A 15,500-nucleotide genomic window follows, 5' to 3' on the forward strand; every position below is an offset into this window, starting at 1 on the left:
GTGTATAACCGCAGATAGCGGTTCGCACATCACCCTGATGGGGTCATGTCGATGTGCGCCAACAATCATGAATATTCAATAGTTTTCTTTTATTGTTCGAGTGGAGTCCGCCGTGTCACTTTCGCTTTGGCAGCAGTGTCTTGCCCGATTGCAGGATGAGTTACCAGCCACAGAATTCAGTATGTGGATCCGCCCATTGCAGGCGGAACTGAGCGATAACACGCTGGCTTTGTACGCGCCAAACCGTTTCGTGCTCGATTGGGTAAGGGATAAATACCTTAATAACATCAATGGACTGCTGAACGATTTCTGCGGGTCAGATGCCCCACAGCTGCGTTTTGAAGTGGGCACAAAGCCGGTCACCCAAACCGTTCGTGAAGTTGTCAATGTGGCAGCCCCTGCACAGGCGGCGCCCGCTCCAGCGCCTCGCGTTGCACCGGCTCGTCAGGGCTGGGATAACGTTCCGGCCCCCGCTGAGCCTACCTACCGCTCTAATGTTAACGTGAAACACACGTTCGATAACTTCGTTGAAGGTAAGTCGAACCAGTTGGCGCGCGCGGCGGCCCGCCAGGTTGCCGATAATCCCGGTGGTGCTTACAACCCGCTGTTCCTTTATGGCGGCACGGGTCTCGGTAAAACGCACCTGCTGCATGCGGTGGGCAACGGCATTATGGCGCGTAAGCCCAATGCCAAAGTAGTGTATATGCACTCCGAACGCTTCGTTCAGGACATGGTAAAAGCCCTGCAAAACAATGCGATCGAAGAGTTTAAACGCTACTACCGTTCCGTTGATGCGCTGCTGATCGATGACATCCAGTTCTTTGCCAATAAAGAACGATCGCAGGAAGAGTTTTTCCACACCTTTAACGCCCTGCTGGAAGGCAATCAGCAGATCATTTTGACCTCGGATCGTTATCCAAAAGAGATCAACGGCGTTGAAGATCGTCTCAAATCCCGCTTCGGCTGGGGCCTGACCGTGGCGATCGAGCCGCCGGAGCTGGAAACCCGCGTCGCGATCCTGATGAAAAAAGCCGACGAGAACGACATTCGCCTGCCGGGTGAAGTGGCGTTCTTTATTGCCAAGCGCCTGCGTTCCAACGTTCGTGAGCTGGAAGGGGCACTGAACCGCGTTATCGCCAACGCCAATTTTACCGGTCGTGCGATCACCATCGATTTTGTGCGTGAAGCGCTGCGCGATTTGTTGGCATTGCAGGAAAAACTGGTCACCATCGACAATATTCAGAAGACGGTGGCTGAGTACTACAAGATCAAAGTGGCAGATTTACTGTCTAAACGTCGTTCCCGCTCGGTGGCGCGTCCGCGTCAGATGGCGATGGCGCTGGCAAAAGAGCTCACCAACCACAGCCTGCCGGAAATCGGTGATGCGTTTGGTGGCCGTGACCATACGACCGTGCTGCACGCCTGTCGCAAGATTGAGCAGTTACGCGAAGAAAGCCACGACATAAAAGAAGATTTTTCCAATTTAATCAGAACATTATCATCGTGACGCTATGAAATTTACCGTTGAACGTGAACATTTATTAAAACCGCTGCAACAGGTGAGTGGCCCATTAGGCGGCCGCCCTACGCTGCCTATTCTTGGAAACCTGCTGCTTCAGGTCGCTGACGGTACGCTGTCGCTGACCGGCACAGATCTGGAAATGGAAATGATCGCGCGCGTTACGCTGACTCAGCCGCACGACGCGGGCGCGACCACGGTTCCGGCACGTAAATTCTTTGATATTTGCCGTGGGCTGCCGGAAGGCGCTGAAATCGCCGTGCAGCTGGAGGGCGACCGCATGCTGGTGCGCTCTGGCCGCAGCCGTTTCTCCCTCTCCACGCTGCCCGCTGCGGACTTCCCGAACCTGGATGACTGGCAGAGCGAAGTTGAATTTACCCTGCCGCAGGCGACGATGAAGCGTCTGATTGAAGCCACGCAGTTCTCTATGGCGCATCAGGACGTTCGTTACTACTTAAACGGCATGCTGTTCGAAACCGAAGGTGAAGAGCTGCGTACCGTGGCTACAGACGGTCACCGTCTGGCGGTCTGTTCTATGCCGATTGGCGATTCACTGCCAAACCATTCGGTGATCGTACCGCGTAAAGGCGTAATTGAACTGATGCGTATGCTCGACGGCGGCGACACCCCGCTGCGCGTGCAGATTGGTAGCAACAATATTCGTGCCCACGTGGGCGATTTTGTCTTCACATCGAAGCTGGTAGACGGACGTTTCCCGGATTATCGCCGCGTATTGCCGAAGAACCCGGACAAAACGCTGGAGGCAGGTTGCGACATCCTCAAGCAGGCGTTCGCGCGCGCCGCTATTCTCTCCAACGAGAAATTCCGCGGCGTACGTCTGTACGTGAGTGAAAACCAGATCAAAATCACCGCCAACAACCCGGAGCAGGAAGAGGCAGAAGAGATTCTGGACGTCACCTACGCCGGGGCTGAGATGGAAATCGGCTTCAACGTCAGCTATGTGCTGGATGTGCTGAATGCACTGAAATGCGAGAACGTTCGCATCCTGCTGACTGACTCCGTTTCGAGCGTACAGATTGAAGATGCCGCATCACAGTCGGCTGCTTATGTTGTCATGCCAATGAGACTGTAATGTCGCTCACCCGTCTGTTGATCCGCGACTTTCGCAACATCGAGAGCGCGGATCTCGCTTTATCCCCTGGCTTTAATTTCCTGGTTGGCGCGAACGGCAGCGGCAAAACCAGCGTGCTGGAAGCCATCTATACGCTCGGTCATGGCCGGGCGTTTCGCAGTTTGCAGATTGGTCGCGTGATTCGCCACGAGCAGGATGCGTTTGTGCTGCATGGGCGCTTGCAGGGTGCCGAGCGGGAAACCGCCATCGGCCTGACCAAAGACAAGCAGGGCGACAGCAAGGTGCGCATCGACGGCACCGACGGCCACAAGGTGGCGGAGCTGGCACTGCTGATGCCGATGCAGCTGATTACGCCGGAGGGGTTTACTTTACTCAACGGCGGCCCCAAATACAGAAGAGCGTTCCTCGACTGGGGATGCTTTCACAATGAAGCCGGTTTCTTTAACGCCTGGAGCAATCTGAAGCGTCTGCTTAAACAGCGTAACGCCGCATTGCGCCAGGTCACGCGCTACGCCCAGCTGCGTCCGTGGGACATGGAATTAATTCCTCTTGCGGAACAAATCAGCCGCTGGCGTGCCGAATACAGCGCAGGTATCGCCGAAGACATGGCCGACACCTGCAAACAGTTTTTACCCGAGTTCTCTCTCACCTTCTCTTTCCAGCGTGGCTGGGAAAAAGAGACGGATTATGCCGAGGTGTTAGAGAGAAGCTTCGAGCGCGATCGCATGTTGACCTACACCGCGCACGGCCCGCACAAGGCGGATTTCCGCATTCGTGCCGACGGTGCGCCGGTGGAAGACACGCTGTCGCGCGGGCAGCTGAAGCTCCTGATGTGCGCGCTGCGCCTGGCGCAGGGGGAGTTCCTCACCCGCGAAAGTGGGCGACGCTGCCTGTACCTGATAGATGATTTTGCCTCGGAACTTGACGACGCGCGGCGCGGGCTACTTGCCAGCCGCTTAAAAGCCACGCAGTCGCAGGTTTTCGTCAGCGCCATTAGCGCTGAACACGTTATGGACATGTCGGACGAAAATTCGAAGATGTTTACCGTGGAAAAGGGTAAAATAACGGATTAACCCAAGTTGAAATGAGCGAGAAACGTTGATGTCGAATTCTTATGACTCCTCCAGTATCAAAGTCCTGAAAGGACTGGATGCGGTGCGTAAGCGCCCGGGTATGTATATCGGCGACACGGATGACGGCACCGGTCTGCACCACATGGTATTCGAGGTGGTAGATAACGCTATCGACGAAGCGCTCGCGGGTCACTGTAAAGACATCGTGGTCACGATCCATGCGGACAACTCCGTGTCCGTTACCGATGATGGTCGTGGCATCCCAACCGGTATTCACCCGGAAGAGGGCGTATCTGCTGCGGAAGTTATCATGACCGTTCTGCACGCAGGCGGTAAGTTCGATGATAACTCCTATAAAGTTTCCGGCGGTCTGCACGGCGTAGGCGTATCCGTAGTAAACGCCCTGTCGCAGAAGCTGGAGCTGGTTATCCAGCGCGAAGGCAAAATTCACCGCCAGATTTACACCCATGGTGTGCCGCAGGCACCGCTGGCCGTTACCGGTGATACCGACAAAACCGGTACCATGGTGCGTTTCTGGCCGAGCCTTGAAACCTTCACCAACGTCACCGAATTCGAGTACGAGATCCTGGCGAAACGCCTGCGTGAACTGTCGTTCCTGAACTCCGGCGTGTCGATTCGACTGCGCGACAAACGCGACAACAAAGAAGACCACTTCCACTACGAAGGCGGTATCAAGGCGTTCGTTGAGTATCTGAACAAGAACAAAACGCCAATTCACCCGAATATCTTCTACTTCTCTACTGAAAAAGACGGTATCGGCGTGGAAGTGGCACTGCAGTGGAACGATGGTTTCCAGGAAAACATCTACTGCTTTACCAACAACATTCCACAGCGCGATGGCGGTACTCACCTTGCGGGCTTCCGCGCGGCGATGACCCGTACCCTGAACGCCTACATGGACAAAGAAGGCTACAGCAAAAAAGCGAAAGTCAGCGCCACCGGTGACGATGCCCGTGAAGGCCTGATTGCCGTGGTCTCCGTGAAGGTGCCGGATCCGAAATTCTCCTCACAGACCAAAGACAAGCTGGTCTCTTCTGAGGTGAAATCGGCGGTTGAACAGCAGATGAACGAACTGCTGAGCGAATACCTGCTGGAAAACCCGTCCGACGCGAAAATCGTGGTGGGTAAAATTATCGATGCGGCGCGTGCCCGTGAAGCGGCGCGTAAAGCCCGTGAAATGACCCGCCGTAAAGGCGCGCTGGACCTGGCAGGCCTGCCGGGCAAACTGGCTGACTGCCAGGAACGCGATCCGGCGCTGTCCGAACTGTACCTCGTGGAAGGGGACTCCGCGGGCGGTTCTGCGAAGCAGGGCCGTAACCGCAAGAACCAGGCGATTCTGCCGCTGAAGGGTAAAATCCTCAACGTTGAGAAAGCGCGCTTCGACAAGATGCTCTCTTCTCAGGAAGTGGCGACGCTCATCACCGCGCTCGGCTGCGGCATCGGTCGCGACGAGTACAACCCGGACAAACTGCGCTATCACAGCATCATCATCATGACCGATGCGGACGTCGACGGCTCGCACATTCGTACGCTGCTGTTGACCTTCTTCTATCGTCAGATGCCGGAAATCGTTGAGCGCGGCCACGTCTACATTGCCCAGCCGCCGCTGTATAAAGTGAAGAAAGGCAAGCAGGAACAGTACATTAAAGATGACGAGGCGATGGATCAGTACCAAATCGCGATCGCCCTTGATGGTGCGACCCTGCACGCAAACTCCAGCGCGCCAGCGCTGGCCGGTGAACCGCTGGAGCGTCTGGTCTCCGAGTTCAACGCCACGCAGAAAATGATTGGCCGTATGGAGCGTCGCTATCCGAAAGCGCTGCTGAAAGAGCTGATTTATCAGCCGACCCTGACCGAAGCCGATCTGAGCGACGAGCAGACCGTCACCCGCTGGGTGAACACCCTGGTGAGCGAGCTGAACGAGAAAGAGCAGCACGGCAGCCAGTGGAAGTTTGACGTTCAGCAGAACGCTGAGCAGCAGTTCGAGCCGATTGTTCGCGTGCGTACCCACGGCGTCGATACCGACTACCCGCTGGAGCACGAGTTTGTTACCGGTCCGGAATACCGCCGTATCTGCACCCTCGGCGAGAAGCTGCGTGGTCTGATCGAAGACGACGCGTTTATCGAACGTGGCGAGCGTCGTCAGCCGGTAGCCAGCTTCGAACAGGCGCTGGAGTGGCTGGTGAAAGAGTCCCGTCGTGGCCTCTCTATTCAGCGTTATAAAGGCCTGGGCGAAATGAACCCGGACCAGCTGTGGGAAACCACCATGGATCCGGAAAGCCGTCGCATGCTGCGCGTCACCGTTAAAGACGCAATCGCAGCGGATCAGCTGTTCACTACCCTGATGGGTGACGCGGTTGAACCACGTCGCGCCTTCATCGAAGAGAACGCCCTGAAAGCGGCGAATATCGATATTTAACGGTTGTTTTTGTGGGGCTCATTCCAAATGATGTCTCATAAAGAATGCAGTCGGCTAATAACAAAAAAGAGAGTGACATGATGTCACTCTCTTTTTTTTACTTATATTTGAATATCAATAAAACGAAGTCGATCTCATTGATGTGATCCTCGCCCAGGAGTATATACCCCGATAAAGAGTATGGTGGTCTGTTAAAGTTGAAATCGGTACGGAAAAAGGATTAAACCGTATGAGCAGCAGGAGCGATATTATCGGGGCCGATGAATGGCAGGTAACGACCCGCAGCGGCCTCGTCTACAGTGAGGTCCTCGGTTGGATCGACCTGGGGCATGCCAGGGGCGAAGATATTTCCCTGCTTCTGGCTGATTTCAGCAGCGGCGAAGCCAGTGGCAGACCTTATTACACGATTGCATACAATCAGAGAATGAATATCGGGAAAGGACTGGCCGGAACGGGTAAGTTTGTTCGCTGGGAAATAAAACGTGGGCGCTCGATGTCAGAAATTAACAGCATTGCCCTGGCTATGATGATGGATACCGCGAGAAATTTTGAAAATTACCAGTCCCGCGCTTTTTTCAGTTGGTACACCGATAGCGGGTTCAGCGGAGAAGACCTGGTGTCGGATCTGCTCGGTTTTTACAGGGCGCTGATTCCTTCGGATTACCGGGCTCAGTTGCGGCCTGTCAGTCGTGAAAGCGCACTACGCCGCTGGGATCATTACGGACCGATCGGTAATTTCAAGAACCGGGGTTTTCTTCCATTGATTTTTCCCGACCCTGATGACCTTAATATCCGGCATGAACCCTATAAAGGCCCGCTTCCCCGCTTTATGAGGTGGGTAACGCCGTTTGATAACTTCAGTTCAGACATTGTTCGTATTCTTAACGATAACGGCACATATCATTCCTTCTTTACCCACTCAGGACGACGTTGAGCATGAAAAAGTTAGCCATATTCTCAGGGCTGGCCATTGTGATTGTCACGGTCATATACCTCCTTTTGCCGTATGAGCCTGAGATGACATACCGTGAATCAGATAGGGTTCGCTATCATCTTTACACCCCAGAATCGATTAAGCAGGCACCACGCCTTTCAACGGATTATACCTTCAGTCACTCTGCTGCAAATGGACAGCCGGACACCGCTGGGGTGTGCTTTAGCGGGGTATCTGATACCGCTGCACTTAAACAATATCTTGTTTTGCGTGGCTATTCCTTTGCGAGAAAAGCCCCGGCCGGGGAGCTGTGGACGTCAGAACGTAGTCAGGATGTGTACTTCACTGTTATAAGCAGAGTTTCGCCTGGTAAGCAGGTTTGCCTGTATGAATCAGATCGTTAATCTGCGCTTTTAGCGCGGCTTTTTTATGGGCGCAGGCATATCCAGCGACATCACGGACGGTAAACGGCTCGCCAGCGTATCTATCGCTATTCTTACCCTCAGCGGCAGATGCGGCGTCTGCTGCCAGACTGCATGAACGTCGAAGCGCACGTCCGGTGCCTGCTTTAAAAGCGGGATGAGTTTTCCCTGATGTATTTCTCTGCGGGCCATCCAGCAGGGCAACCACGCAAGGCCGTATCCGGCCAGCGCAGCGTCGCAGATTGCCTGTAAATCATCCATATTGAGCGATGAGCGGGGAGTAAAGGTGTGCGATCTCCCTTCGCTATCCATTAGCTGCCAGGGCAGCACTCTGCCTGATCGCAGATAGTTAATGGCAGTGTGGTGGGGTAAATCAGCAACGTTTTCTGGCTGGCCGTTCTTCATCAGGTAATCCGGGGCGGCACACAGCACCATGCGATGCTCGCCCAGCCTTCTGGCGACCAGCAGGCTGCTGTCCTGCAGCGTGCCGTTACGTACCGCCATATCAAAGCCTTCCTCTACCAGATCCACCACGCGGTCGCTGAATGACATTTCAAGCTCAAGCCCAGGATGTTCCTGCGTCAGTTCTATCAGCAGTGGCGCGACGCACTGGCGACCAAACAGAACCGGCATGGCGACGCGCAGGCGGCCGCTGACCTGCTGCTTCCCTGTTTCAAGCAGCGACTCCGCGCCCCGAATCTCCTCCAGCGCGCGCAGGCAGCGTTCATAAAAAAGCGCGCCGTTGTCGGTCAGCCTCTGGCTGCGGGTGGTACGCTGGAAAAGACGAACCCCCAGCCGCTCTTCAAGACGAGCAATGCTTTTTCCTACCGCCGAGCGCGACAAATGCAGACGGACGGCGGCCTGCGCAAAACTTCCCGCCTCAACGGCGACCACAAATACAGGTATATCCTTCAGCGTATCGGTCATGAATTGTATCCACTGCGTCATCAATTATGGGAAAACTTATCGCCACTGGCGACCAAACGTCAACGGTAGACTGTCAGTCCTAAAGCTTATTTGATGGCAGGAGAGAAAAATGACAGAAACAATGCAGCGCTGGTCAATGAACGCCCTTGGGCGCGAGAGCCTTCAGCTTGTTCAGGTGCCTGTGCCACAGCCAGGCCCGGGGGAGGTTCGCGTAAGGGTTAATGCCGTTGCGCTCAACTACCGGGATAAAATGGTGATTGAAGGCACGATGCCGATTCCGCTTTCCTTCCCGTTTACCCCAGCATCTGACATGGCAGGCGTGGTGGACAGCATTGGCGACGGCGTTACGCGTTTCAAACCCGGCGCACGCGTCATCTCAACCTTCTTCCCGGAATGGATCGACGGCAAGCCGCAGGCAGACGCGCGCGATTTGCCCTATAAAACGTCCGGTGGATACTTCCAGGGCATGCTGGCCGAATATGTGATTGTGAGTGAAAACGCGCTGGTGGCGTCCCCGGAAAGCCTGAATGACGCTGAGGCCAGCACGCTTCCTTGCGCGGGGCTTACCGCATGGTTCGCGCTGGTGGAGCGCGGTCATTTACGCGCCGGGCAATCGGTGCTGGTACAAGGCACGGGCGGTGTGGCGCTATTCGCTTTGCAGATAGCAAAAGCGCACGGCGCAGAAGTTATTGTTACGTCGGGGAGTGATGAAAAACTGGCACTAGCCAAAAAGCTGGGAGCCAGCCAGGGCATCAACCGACTGAAAGGCGACTGGGCTGAAAATACGCTGGCACTGACGCAGGATCGCGGCATCGACCACATTATCGAAACCGTGGGTGGGGAGAACCTGAGACATTCCCTTCGCGCGGTAGCCGTTCACGGGCGTATCTCCGTTATTGGCGTGCTGGCCGGAACGGACATTTCCCTGCCTGCTGGCGAGCTGCTGCTGAAATCCCCCGTCATTCAGGGGATTGGGGTTGGACACCGCCGGGCGCTGGAAGATTTCGTCCGTGCTGTTGATGTCACGGAGTTAAAACCGGTGATTGAACATCGCTATCGTTTTGACGAACTGGAACAGGCGCTTGAGCATCTGGATCGCGGTGCGTTTGGCAAAATCGTTCTCACCCGCGAGTGAGTTCTTGTTCCCGGGATAAATATAAAAGGGGCTTTTTGTTACGCAAGGTAGCTCTATTTTTGTGTGCTTAATCGCGTTAGCATGAAATAGCACTCATTTATCCCGGGGACCTCATGGCTATCAAACTCATTGCAATCGATATGGACGGCACGCTGCTGCTGCCAGACCACACTATCTCTCCTGCCGTTAAAAATGCGATCGCCGCCGCACGCGAAAAAGGCGTGAACGTGGTGCTCACCACCGGACGCCCGTATGCCGGGGTGCACAGCTACCTGAAAGAGCTGCACATGAACCAGCCTGGCGATTACTGCATCACCTATAACGGCGCACTGGTGCAAAAGGCAGCAGATGGCAGCACGGTGGCGCAAACTGCACTGAGCTATGATGACTACCTGTTCCTTGAAAAACTCTCCCGCGAAGTGGGCTCTCACTTCCACGCGCTCGATCGCAATACGCTTTACACCGCCAACCGCGATATCAGCTACTACACGGTGCACGAGTCCTACGTTGCAACCATTCCACTAGTGTTCTGCGAAGCGGAAAACATGGACCCGGCAACCCAGTTCCTGAAAGTGATGATGATTGATGAACCTGCGGTTCTCGACAAAGCCATCTCACGCATTCCGGCTGAGGTAAAAGAGAAATACACCGTGCTGAAAAGTGCGCCGTACTTCCTCGAAATCCTCGATAAACGCGTCAATAAAGGCACGGGTGTCAAATCGCTTGCCGATGCGCTGGGCATCAAGCCTGAGGAGATTATGGCGCTGGGCGACCAGGAAAACGATATTGCGATGATCGAATATGCAGGCATGGGCGTGGCGATGGATAACGCCATCCCGTCGGTGAAAGAAGTGGCGAACTTCGTCACCAAATCTAACCTGGAAGACGGCGTGGCTTATGCGATTGAGAAATTTGTCCTGTCCTAACAGCTGTCTGTAATCATCAGCCTCGGTTATCAACCGGGGCTTTTTTTTGCGCTGAATTTATCGAATTGTTCTTTTTGTGATCTGGATTGTAGTACAACATTAATTGATTGTACTACATTGTCACCACGGCAAAGGCGAAAGGACTCACGTTTGTACTGCAAAAGTGAGGCGAAATTCAGCGGTCGCGGTAAAGTAGTGATGGACTTACAGAGCACAAGGACTCTCCATGACACTCAATAAAACCGATCGCATTGTCATCACGCTGGGCACTCAGATTGTGGGTGGCAAATACGTTCCCGGTTCGCCGCTGCCAGCAGAGGCGGAACTGTGCGAGGAGTTTGAAACCTCGCGCAATATCATCCGGGAAGTGTTCCGCTCGCTGATGGCGAAGCGGCTGATTGAAATGAAGCGCTATCGCGGCGCGTTTGTTGCGCCGCGTAACCAGTGGAACTACCTCGATACCGATGTTCTGCAATGGGTACTGGAAAACGACTACGACCCACGGCTTATCGGCGCGATGAGCGAAGTCCGAAATCTGGTGGAACCGGCCATCGCCCGCTGGGCGGCAGAGCGCGCAACGTCAGGTGACCTGGCACAGATTGAGTCGGCGTTAAACGACATGATCGCCAATAACCAGAATCGGGAGGCGTTCAACGAGGCGGACATTCGCTACCACGAGGCGGTACTGCAGTCGGTGCATAACCCGGTGTTACAGCAGCTTAGCGTGGCGATCAGCTCGCTACAGCGAGCAGTATTTGAACGTACCTGGATGGGCGATGAGGCCAACATGCCGAAAACGCTTCAGGAACATAAAGCGCTGTTCGATGCGATACGGCATCAGGACGGCGATGCGGCAGAGCAGGCGGCGCTGACCATGATCGCCAGCTCGACACGAAGGTTGAAGGAAATCACATGACATCACGCTACATCGCAATTGACTGGGGATCGACCAATCTGCGCGCCTGGCTCTACCAGGGTGAGCAGTGTCTGGAAAGCAGGCATTCAGAAGCAGGTGTGACGCGCCTGAACGGTAAATCCCCCGAAGCGGTGTTAGCAGAGGTGACACAAAACTGGCGCGACGGTACTACGCCAGTGGTGATGGCCGGAATGGTCGGCAGTAACGTGGGCTGGAAGGTTGCGCCTTACCTGTCGGTTCCGGTGCATTTCACCGCCGTTGGCGAGCAGTTAACGTCTGTTGGCGACAATGTCTGGATTATTCCCGGTTTATGCGTCTCTCGCGACGATAACCATAACGTGATGCGTGGCGAAGAGACGCAGCTGCTCGGGGCGCGCACCCTTTCTCCTTCTTCTGTCTACGTCATGCCTGGGACGCACTGCAAATGGGTCCAGGCGGATGCTGAGCAAATTCATGATTTCCGCACGGTGATGACCGGCGAACTGCACCACTTGCTGCTTAAGCATTCGCTGGTGGGGGCCGGTTTGCCGGAGCAAACCCCTTCGCCGGAAGCGTTTGCCGCCGGGCTTGAGCGCGGGATCGCATCCCCTGCCGTTTTGCCGCAACTTTTTGAGGTTCGCGCCTCGCACGTGCTGGGAAATCTTCCGCGCGAGCAGGTCAGCGAATTTCTGTCCGGCCTGCTGATTGGCGCCGAAGTCGCCACCCTGAGCGACGCATTCGCCGGGCAGCAGGCCATCACGCTCGTCGCGGGTTCATCGCTGACGTCTCGTTACCGCCAGGCGTTCCACGCTATCGGACGGGATGTTGCTGCGGTGGAAGGCGACACGGCATTTCAGGCAGGCATAAGGAGCATCGCTCATGCAGTGGCAAACTGAACTTCCCCTGATCGCGATTTTGCGCGGTATCACGCCCGGTGAGGCCTTAGCGCACGTTGGCGCGGTGATCGACGCCGGGTTCGACGCGGTGGAAATCCCGCTCAACTCCCCGGAATGGGAAAAAAGCATTCCGGCAGTTGTTAAGGCGTTCGGTGATAAGGCGCTGATTGGCGCTGGTACCGTATTACAGCCGGAGCAGGTGGATGAGCTGGCGAAGATGGGCTGCAAGCTTATCGTCACACCGAATATCAACCCCGAGGTGATCCGCCGGGCGGTGGATTACGGCATGACCGTATGCCCGGGTTGCGCCACGGCCACAGAAGCCTTTGCCGCCCTCGATGCGGGCGCACAGTCTCTCAAAATTTTCCCGTCGTCGGCCTTTGGTCCGGATTACATCAAAGCGCTGAAAGCGGTCTTACCCGCCAGCGTGCCGGTCTTTGCCGTGGGCGGCGTCACGCCGGAAAACCTGGTGCAGTGGATAAAAGCAGGTTGTGCGGGCGCGGGGCTGGGCAGCGATCTCTATCGTGCCGGACAGCCCGTTGAGCGTACCGCACAGCAGGCGGCAGCATTTGTGAAAGCGTATCGAGAGGCAGTGCAATGAAAATAACCAAACTTACCACGTACCGTTTACCCCCGCGTTGGATGTTCCTGAAAATCGAAACCGACGAAGGCGTGGTTGGCTGGGGCGAGCCGGTGATTGAAGGCCGTGCGCGTACGGTTGAAGCCGCGGTTCACGAGCTGGGTGAATACCTGATTGGCCAGGATCCGGCGCGCATCAACGACCTATGGCAGGTCATGTACCGGGCGGGATTTTACCGTGGCGGTCCGATCCTGATGAGCGCCATCGCCGGTATCGATCAGGCGCTGTGGGATATCAAAGGCAAAGTGCTGAATGCCCCGGTCTGGCAATTAATGGGCGGCCAGGTGCGAGACAAAATCAAAGCCTACAGCTGGGTGGGCGGTGACCGCCCTGCGGAAGTGATCGACGGTATCCGGCAGCTGCGCAACATCGGTTTTGACACCTTCAAACTCAACGGCTGCGAAGAGATGGGCGTTATCGACAACTCGCGCGCGGTAGACCGGGCGGTGAACACCGTGGCGCAAATCCGTGAAGCCTTCGGCAACGAGATTGAGTTTGGTCTGGATTTCCACGGCCGCGTCAGCGCGCCAATGGCCAAAGTGCTGATTAAAGAGCTGGAGCCGTATCGCCCGCTGTTTATCGAAGAGCCGGTGCTGGCCGAGCAGGCGGAATACTATCCGAAACTGGCTGAACAGACGCACATTCCCATCGCGGCGGGGGAACGCATGTTCTCGCGCTTCGAGTTTAAACGCGTGCTGGAAGCGGGAGGCATTGCGATCCTGCAACCGGACCTCTCCCACGCGGGCGGCATCACCGAATGCTACAAAATTGCCGGAATGGCAGAAGCCTACGATGTGGCGCTGGCGCCGCACTGTCCGCTTGGGCCGATTGCGCTGGCGGCCTGCCTGCACGTCGACTTCGTCTCCCGTAATGCGGTGTTCCAGGAACAAAGCATGGGCATTCACTATAACAAGGGCGCGGAGCTGCTCGACTTTGTGAAAAACAAGGAAGACTTCAGCATGGAAGGCGGTTTCTTTAAACCGTTAACGAAGCCGGGCCTTGGCGTGGAGATCGACGAAGCCAAAGTCATTGAGCTGAGTAAAAGTGCGCCGGACTGGCGTAACCCACTGTGGCGTCATGAAGACGGTTCCGTAGCCGAGTGGTAAATCGCCGGATGGCGCTACGCTTATCCGGCCTACTCTCTCGTAGGCCCGGTAAGCGAAGCGCCACCGGGCAAAAAAAACGTACATAGAAAAAATATAACCCTCTGTAAATTACAGGGCATGGTGAGCGGCTTCGCTATGCCCAAAATCTGGAGACAGATTGCGATGGATATTCCAGTTACTGCTACAAAAACCGGGCATCGTCGTTACCTGACGCTGATCATGATCTTTATTACCGTGGTCATCTGTTATGTCGACCGCGCCAACCTCGCCGTGGCATCGGCCCATATTCAGGAAGAGTTTGGCATCACCAAAGCGGAAATGGGCTACGTCTTCTCGGCGTTTGCCTGGCTGTATACGCTCTGCCAGATCCCCGGCGGCTGGTTCCTTGACCGCGTGGGGTCACGTCTGACCTACTTTATCGCTATTTTGGGCTGGTCCGTGGCGACCCTGTTCCAGGGCTTCGCCACCGGGCTGATGTCGCTGATAGGCCTGCGCGCCATCACCGGGGTGTTTGAAGCGCCCGCGTTCCCGACCAACAACCGCATGGTGACCAGCTGGTTCCCTGAACACGAACGCGCTTCCGCTGTTGGTTTTTACACCTCCGGGCAGTTTGTTGGTCTGGCGTTTCTGACGCCGCTGTTAATCTGGATCCAGGAGCTGCTGAGCTGGCACTGGGTGTTCATCGTCACCGGCGGGATCGGCATTATCTGGTCGTTAATCTGGTTTAAGGTCTATCAGCCGCCGCGTCTGACCAAAAGCATCACCAAAGCCGAACTGGACTACATCCGCGACGGCGGCGGTCTGGTGGATGGCGATGCGCCAGTGAAAAAAGAGGCGCGCCAGCCGCTGACCAGAGCGGACTGGAAGCTGGTCTTCCACCGTAAGCTGGTGGGCGTATATCTGGGCCAGTTCGCGGTGACCTCCACGCTGTGGTTCTTCCTCACCTGGTTCCCGAACTATCTGACCCAGGAAAAAGGGATAACCGCGCTGAAGGCGGGCTTTATGACCACCGTACCCTTCCTTGCGGCGTTTTTCGGCGTCCTGCTCTCGGGCTGGCTGGCGGATAAGCTGGTGAAAAAAGGCTTCTCACTGGGCGTTGCGCGTAAAACGCCGATTATCTGCGGACTGCTGATCTCTACCTGCATCATGGGAGCGAACTACACCAACGATCCAGTGTGGATCATGACCCTGATGGCGGTAGCGTTCTTCGGGAACGGTTTTGCCTCCATCACCTGGTCGCTGGTGTCGTCCCTGGCACCGATGCGGCTGATTGGCCTGACTGGTGGCGTATTCAACTTCGTTGGCGGCCTGGGCGGGATCACCGTGCCGCTGGTCATCGGTTACCTGGCGCAGGACTACGGCTTTGGTCCGGCTCTGGTGTATATCTCTGCCGTGGCGCTGATCGGCGCGCTCTCCTACATCCTGCTGGTAGGTGACGTGAAACGAGTAGGCTAATCCCTTCGGATGTTTTACCCTGATGCGATAACCGCGCAT

General features: G+C 55.8%; 14 protein-coding genes. 13 read left to right on the plus strand and 1 reads right to left on the minus strand.

Going from position 1 to position 15,500, the window contains the following annotated elements; genetic code table 11:
* The first annotated feature begins 112 nt into the window (after nt 1-112).
* The 6 genes from dnaA to L3069_RS00030 all read left to right on the plus strand — a co-directional run bounded on the left by dnaA (nt 113) and on the right by L3069_RS00030 (nt 7,463).
* Complete coding sequence (dnaA, locus tag L3069_RS00005) at nt 113-1,507, plus strand: chromosomal replication initiator protein DnaA (RefSeq protein ID WP_003861124.1); 1,395 nt, start codon at nt 113-115, stop codon at nt 1,505-1,507.
* Nucleotides 1,508-1,511: 4 nt separating this feature from the next.
* Nucleotides 1,512-2,612, plus strand: coding sequence for a DNA polymerase III subunit beta (dnaN, locus tag L3069_RS00010; protein ID WP_003861122.1), 1,101 nt, complete (start codon nt 1,512-1,514; stop codon nt 2,610-2,612).
* Nucleotides 2,612-3,685: a DNA replication/repair protein RecF gene (recF, locus tag L3069_RS00015; protein WP_022646527.1), complete on the plus strand. Its 1,074-nt coding sequence runs from the start codon at nt 2,612-2,614 to the stop codon at nt 3,683-3,685. The genes dnaN and recF overlap by 1 nt, the downstream gene beginning before the upstream one ends.
* 28 nt (nt 3,686-3,713) lie before the next feature.
* Nucleotides 3,714-6,125 carry a DNA topoisomerase (ATP-hydrolyzing) subunit B gene (gene gyrB, locus L3069_RS00020; protein ID WP_023298951.1) on the plus strand — a complete coding sequence of 804 codons (2,412 nt, stop codon included), beginning with the start codon at nt 3,714-3,716 and terminating at the stop codon, nt 6,123-6,125.
* A 229-nt stretch (nt 6,126-6,354) separates the two neighbouring features.
* Entirely contained in the window at nt 6,355-7,059 is a 705-nt protein-coding gene (locus L3069_RS00025) for a hypothetical protein (RefSeq protein WP_022646529.1), read from the plus strand.
* 2 nt (nt 7,060-7,061) lie between these two features.
* Entirely contained in the window at nt 7,062-7,463 is a 402-nt protein-coding gene (locus tag L3069_RS00030; protein ID WP_038414975.1) for a hypothetical protein, read from the plus strand.
* Nucleotides 7,464-7,472: 9 nt separating this feature from the next.
* Here the strand turns inward: L3069_RS00030 and L3069_RS00035 are convergent, their stop codons facing one another.
* Nucleotides 7,473-8,408 (minus strand): LysR family transcriptional regulator, encoded by a 936-nt coding sequence (locus tag L3069_RS00035; RefSeq protein ID WP_038414976.1) that lies wholly within the window; start codon nt 8,406-8,408, stop codon nt 7,473-7,475.
* Nucleotides 8,409-8,517: 109 nt separating this feature from the next.
* Here L3069_RS00035 and L3069_RS00040 point away from each other — a divergent pair, with 109 nt between their 5' ends.
* From L3069_RS00040 to L3069_RS00070, 7 genes are all read left to right on the plus strand, one after another.
* Nucleotides 8,518-9,543, plus strand: coding sequence for an NAD(P)-dependent alcohol dehydrogenase (locus L3069_RS00040; RefSeq protein WP_038414977.1), 1,026 nt, complete (start codon nt 8,518-8,520; stop codon nt 9,541-9,543).
* A gap of 113 nt (nt 9,544-9,656) precedes the next feature.
* Nucleotides 9,657-10,469 carry a sugar-phosphatase gene (yidA, locus tag L3069_RS00045; protein WP_023298954.1) on the plus strand — a complete coding sequence of 271 codons (813 nt, stop codon included), beginning with the start codon at nt 9,657-9,659 and terminating at the stop codon, nt 10,467-10,469.
* 226 nt (nt 10,470-10,695) lie between these two features.
* Entirely contained in the window at nt 10,696-11,385 is a 690-nt protein-coding gene (dgoR, locus tag L3069_RS00050; RefSeq protein WP_003861109.1) for a D-galactonate utilization transcriptional regulator DgoR, read from the plus strand.
* A complete protein-coding gene (locus L3069_RS00055) occupies nt 11,382-12,260 on the plus strand; it encodes a 2-dehydro-3-deoxygalactonokinase (protein WP_063135745.1) in 879 nt (292 codons plus the stop codon). The genes dgoR and L3069_RS00055 overlap by 4 nt, the downstream gene beginning before the upstream one ends.
* A complete protein-coding gene (locus L3069_RS00060) occupies nt 12,244-12,861 on the plus strand; it encodes a 2-dehydro-3-deoxy-6-phosphogalactonate aldolase (protein WP_038414979.1) in 618 nt (205 codons plus the stop codon). The genes L3069_RS00055 and L3069_RS00060 overlap by 17 nt, the downstream gene beginning before the upstream one ends.
* Nucleotides 12,858-14,006, plus strand: a complete 1,149-nt coding sequence (gene dgoD / locus L3069_RS00065; RefSeq protein WP_063135744.1) for a galactonate dehydratase — start codon at nt 12,858-12,860, stop codon at nt 14,004-14,006. The genes L3069_RS00060 and dgoD overlap by 4 nt, the downstream gene beginning before the upstream one ends.
* Nucleotides 14,007-14,123: 117 nt before the next feature.
* Nucleotides 14,124-15,461, plus strand: coding sequence for an MFS transporter (locus L3069_RS00070; protein ID WP_162181318.1), 1,338 nt, complete (start codon nt 14,124-14,126; stop codon nt 15,459-15,461).
* Nucleotides 15,462-15,500 lie beyond the last annotated feature (39 nt).

The sequence above is a fragment of the Enterobacter cloacae complex sp. ECL411 genome, assembly GCF_021869665.1.
Classification (GTDB): Bacteria; Pseudomonadota; Gammaproteobacteria; order Enterobacterales; family Enterobacteriaceae; genus Enterobacter; species Enterobacter intestinihominis.

Bases quoted from the DNA above. Each gene is read 5' to 3' on its own strand.
- L3069_RS00030 (WP_038414975.1), top strand. From the start codon at position 7,062: ATGAAAAAGTTAGCCATATTCTCAGGGCTGGCCATTGTGATTGTCACG.
- recF (WP_022646527.1), top strand. From the start codon at position 2,612: ATGTCGCTCACCCGTCTGTTGATCCGCGACTTTCGCAACATCGAGAGC.
- L3069_RS00040 (WP_038414977.1), top strand. From the start codon at position 8,518: ATGACAGAAACAATGCAGCGCTGGTCAATGAACGCCCTTGGGCGCGAG.
- L3069_RS00055 (WP_063135745.1), top strand. From the start codon at position 11,382: ATGACATCACGCTACATCGCAATTGACTGGGGATCGACCAATCTGCGC.
- L3069_RS00060 (WP_038414979.1), top strand. From the start codon at position 12,244: ATGCAGTGGCAAACTGAACTTCCCCTGATCGCGATTTTGCGCGGTATC.
- dgoD (WP_063135744.1), top strand. From the start codon at position 12,858: ATGAAAATAACCAAACTTACCACGTACCGTTTACCCCCGCGTTGGATG.
- yidA (WP_023298954.1), top strand. From the start codon at position 9,657: ATGGCTATCAAACTCATTGCAATCGATATGGACGGCACGCTGCTGCTG.
- gyrB (WP_023298951.1), top strand. From the start codon at position 3,714: ATGTCGAATTCTTATGACTCCTCCAGTATCAAAGTCCTGAAAGGACTG.
- L3069_RS00025 (WP_022646529.1), top strand. From the start codon at position 6,355: ATGAGCAGCAGGAGCGATATTATCGGGGCCGATGAATGGCAGGTAACG.
- dnaN (WP_003861122.1), top strand. From the start codon at position 1,512: ATGAAATTTACCGTTGAACGTGAACATTTATTAAAACCGCTGCAACAG.
- L3069_RS00070 (WP_162181318.1), top strand. From the start codon at position 14,124: ATGGTGAGCGGCTTCGCTATGCCCAAAATCTGGAGACAGATTGCGATG.
- dgoR (WP_003861109.1), top strand. From the start codon at position 10,696: ATGACACTCAATAAAACCGATCGCATTGTCATCACGCTGGGCACTCAG.
- L3069_RS00035 (WP_038414976.1), bottom strand. From the start codon at position 8,408: ATGACCGATACGCTGAAGGATATACCTGTATTTGTGGTCGCCGTTGAG.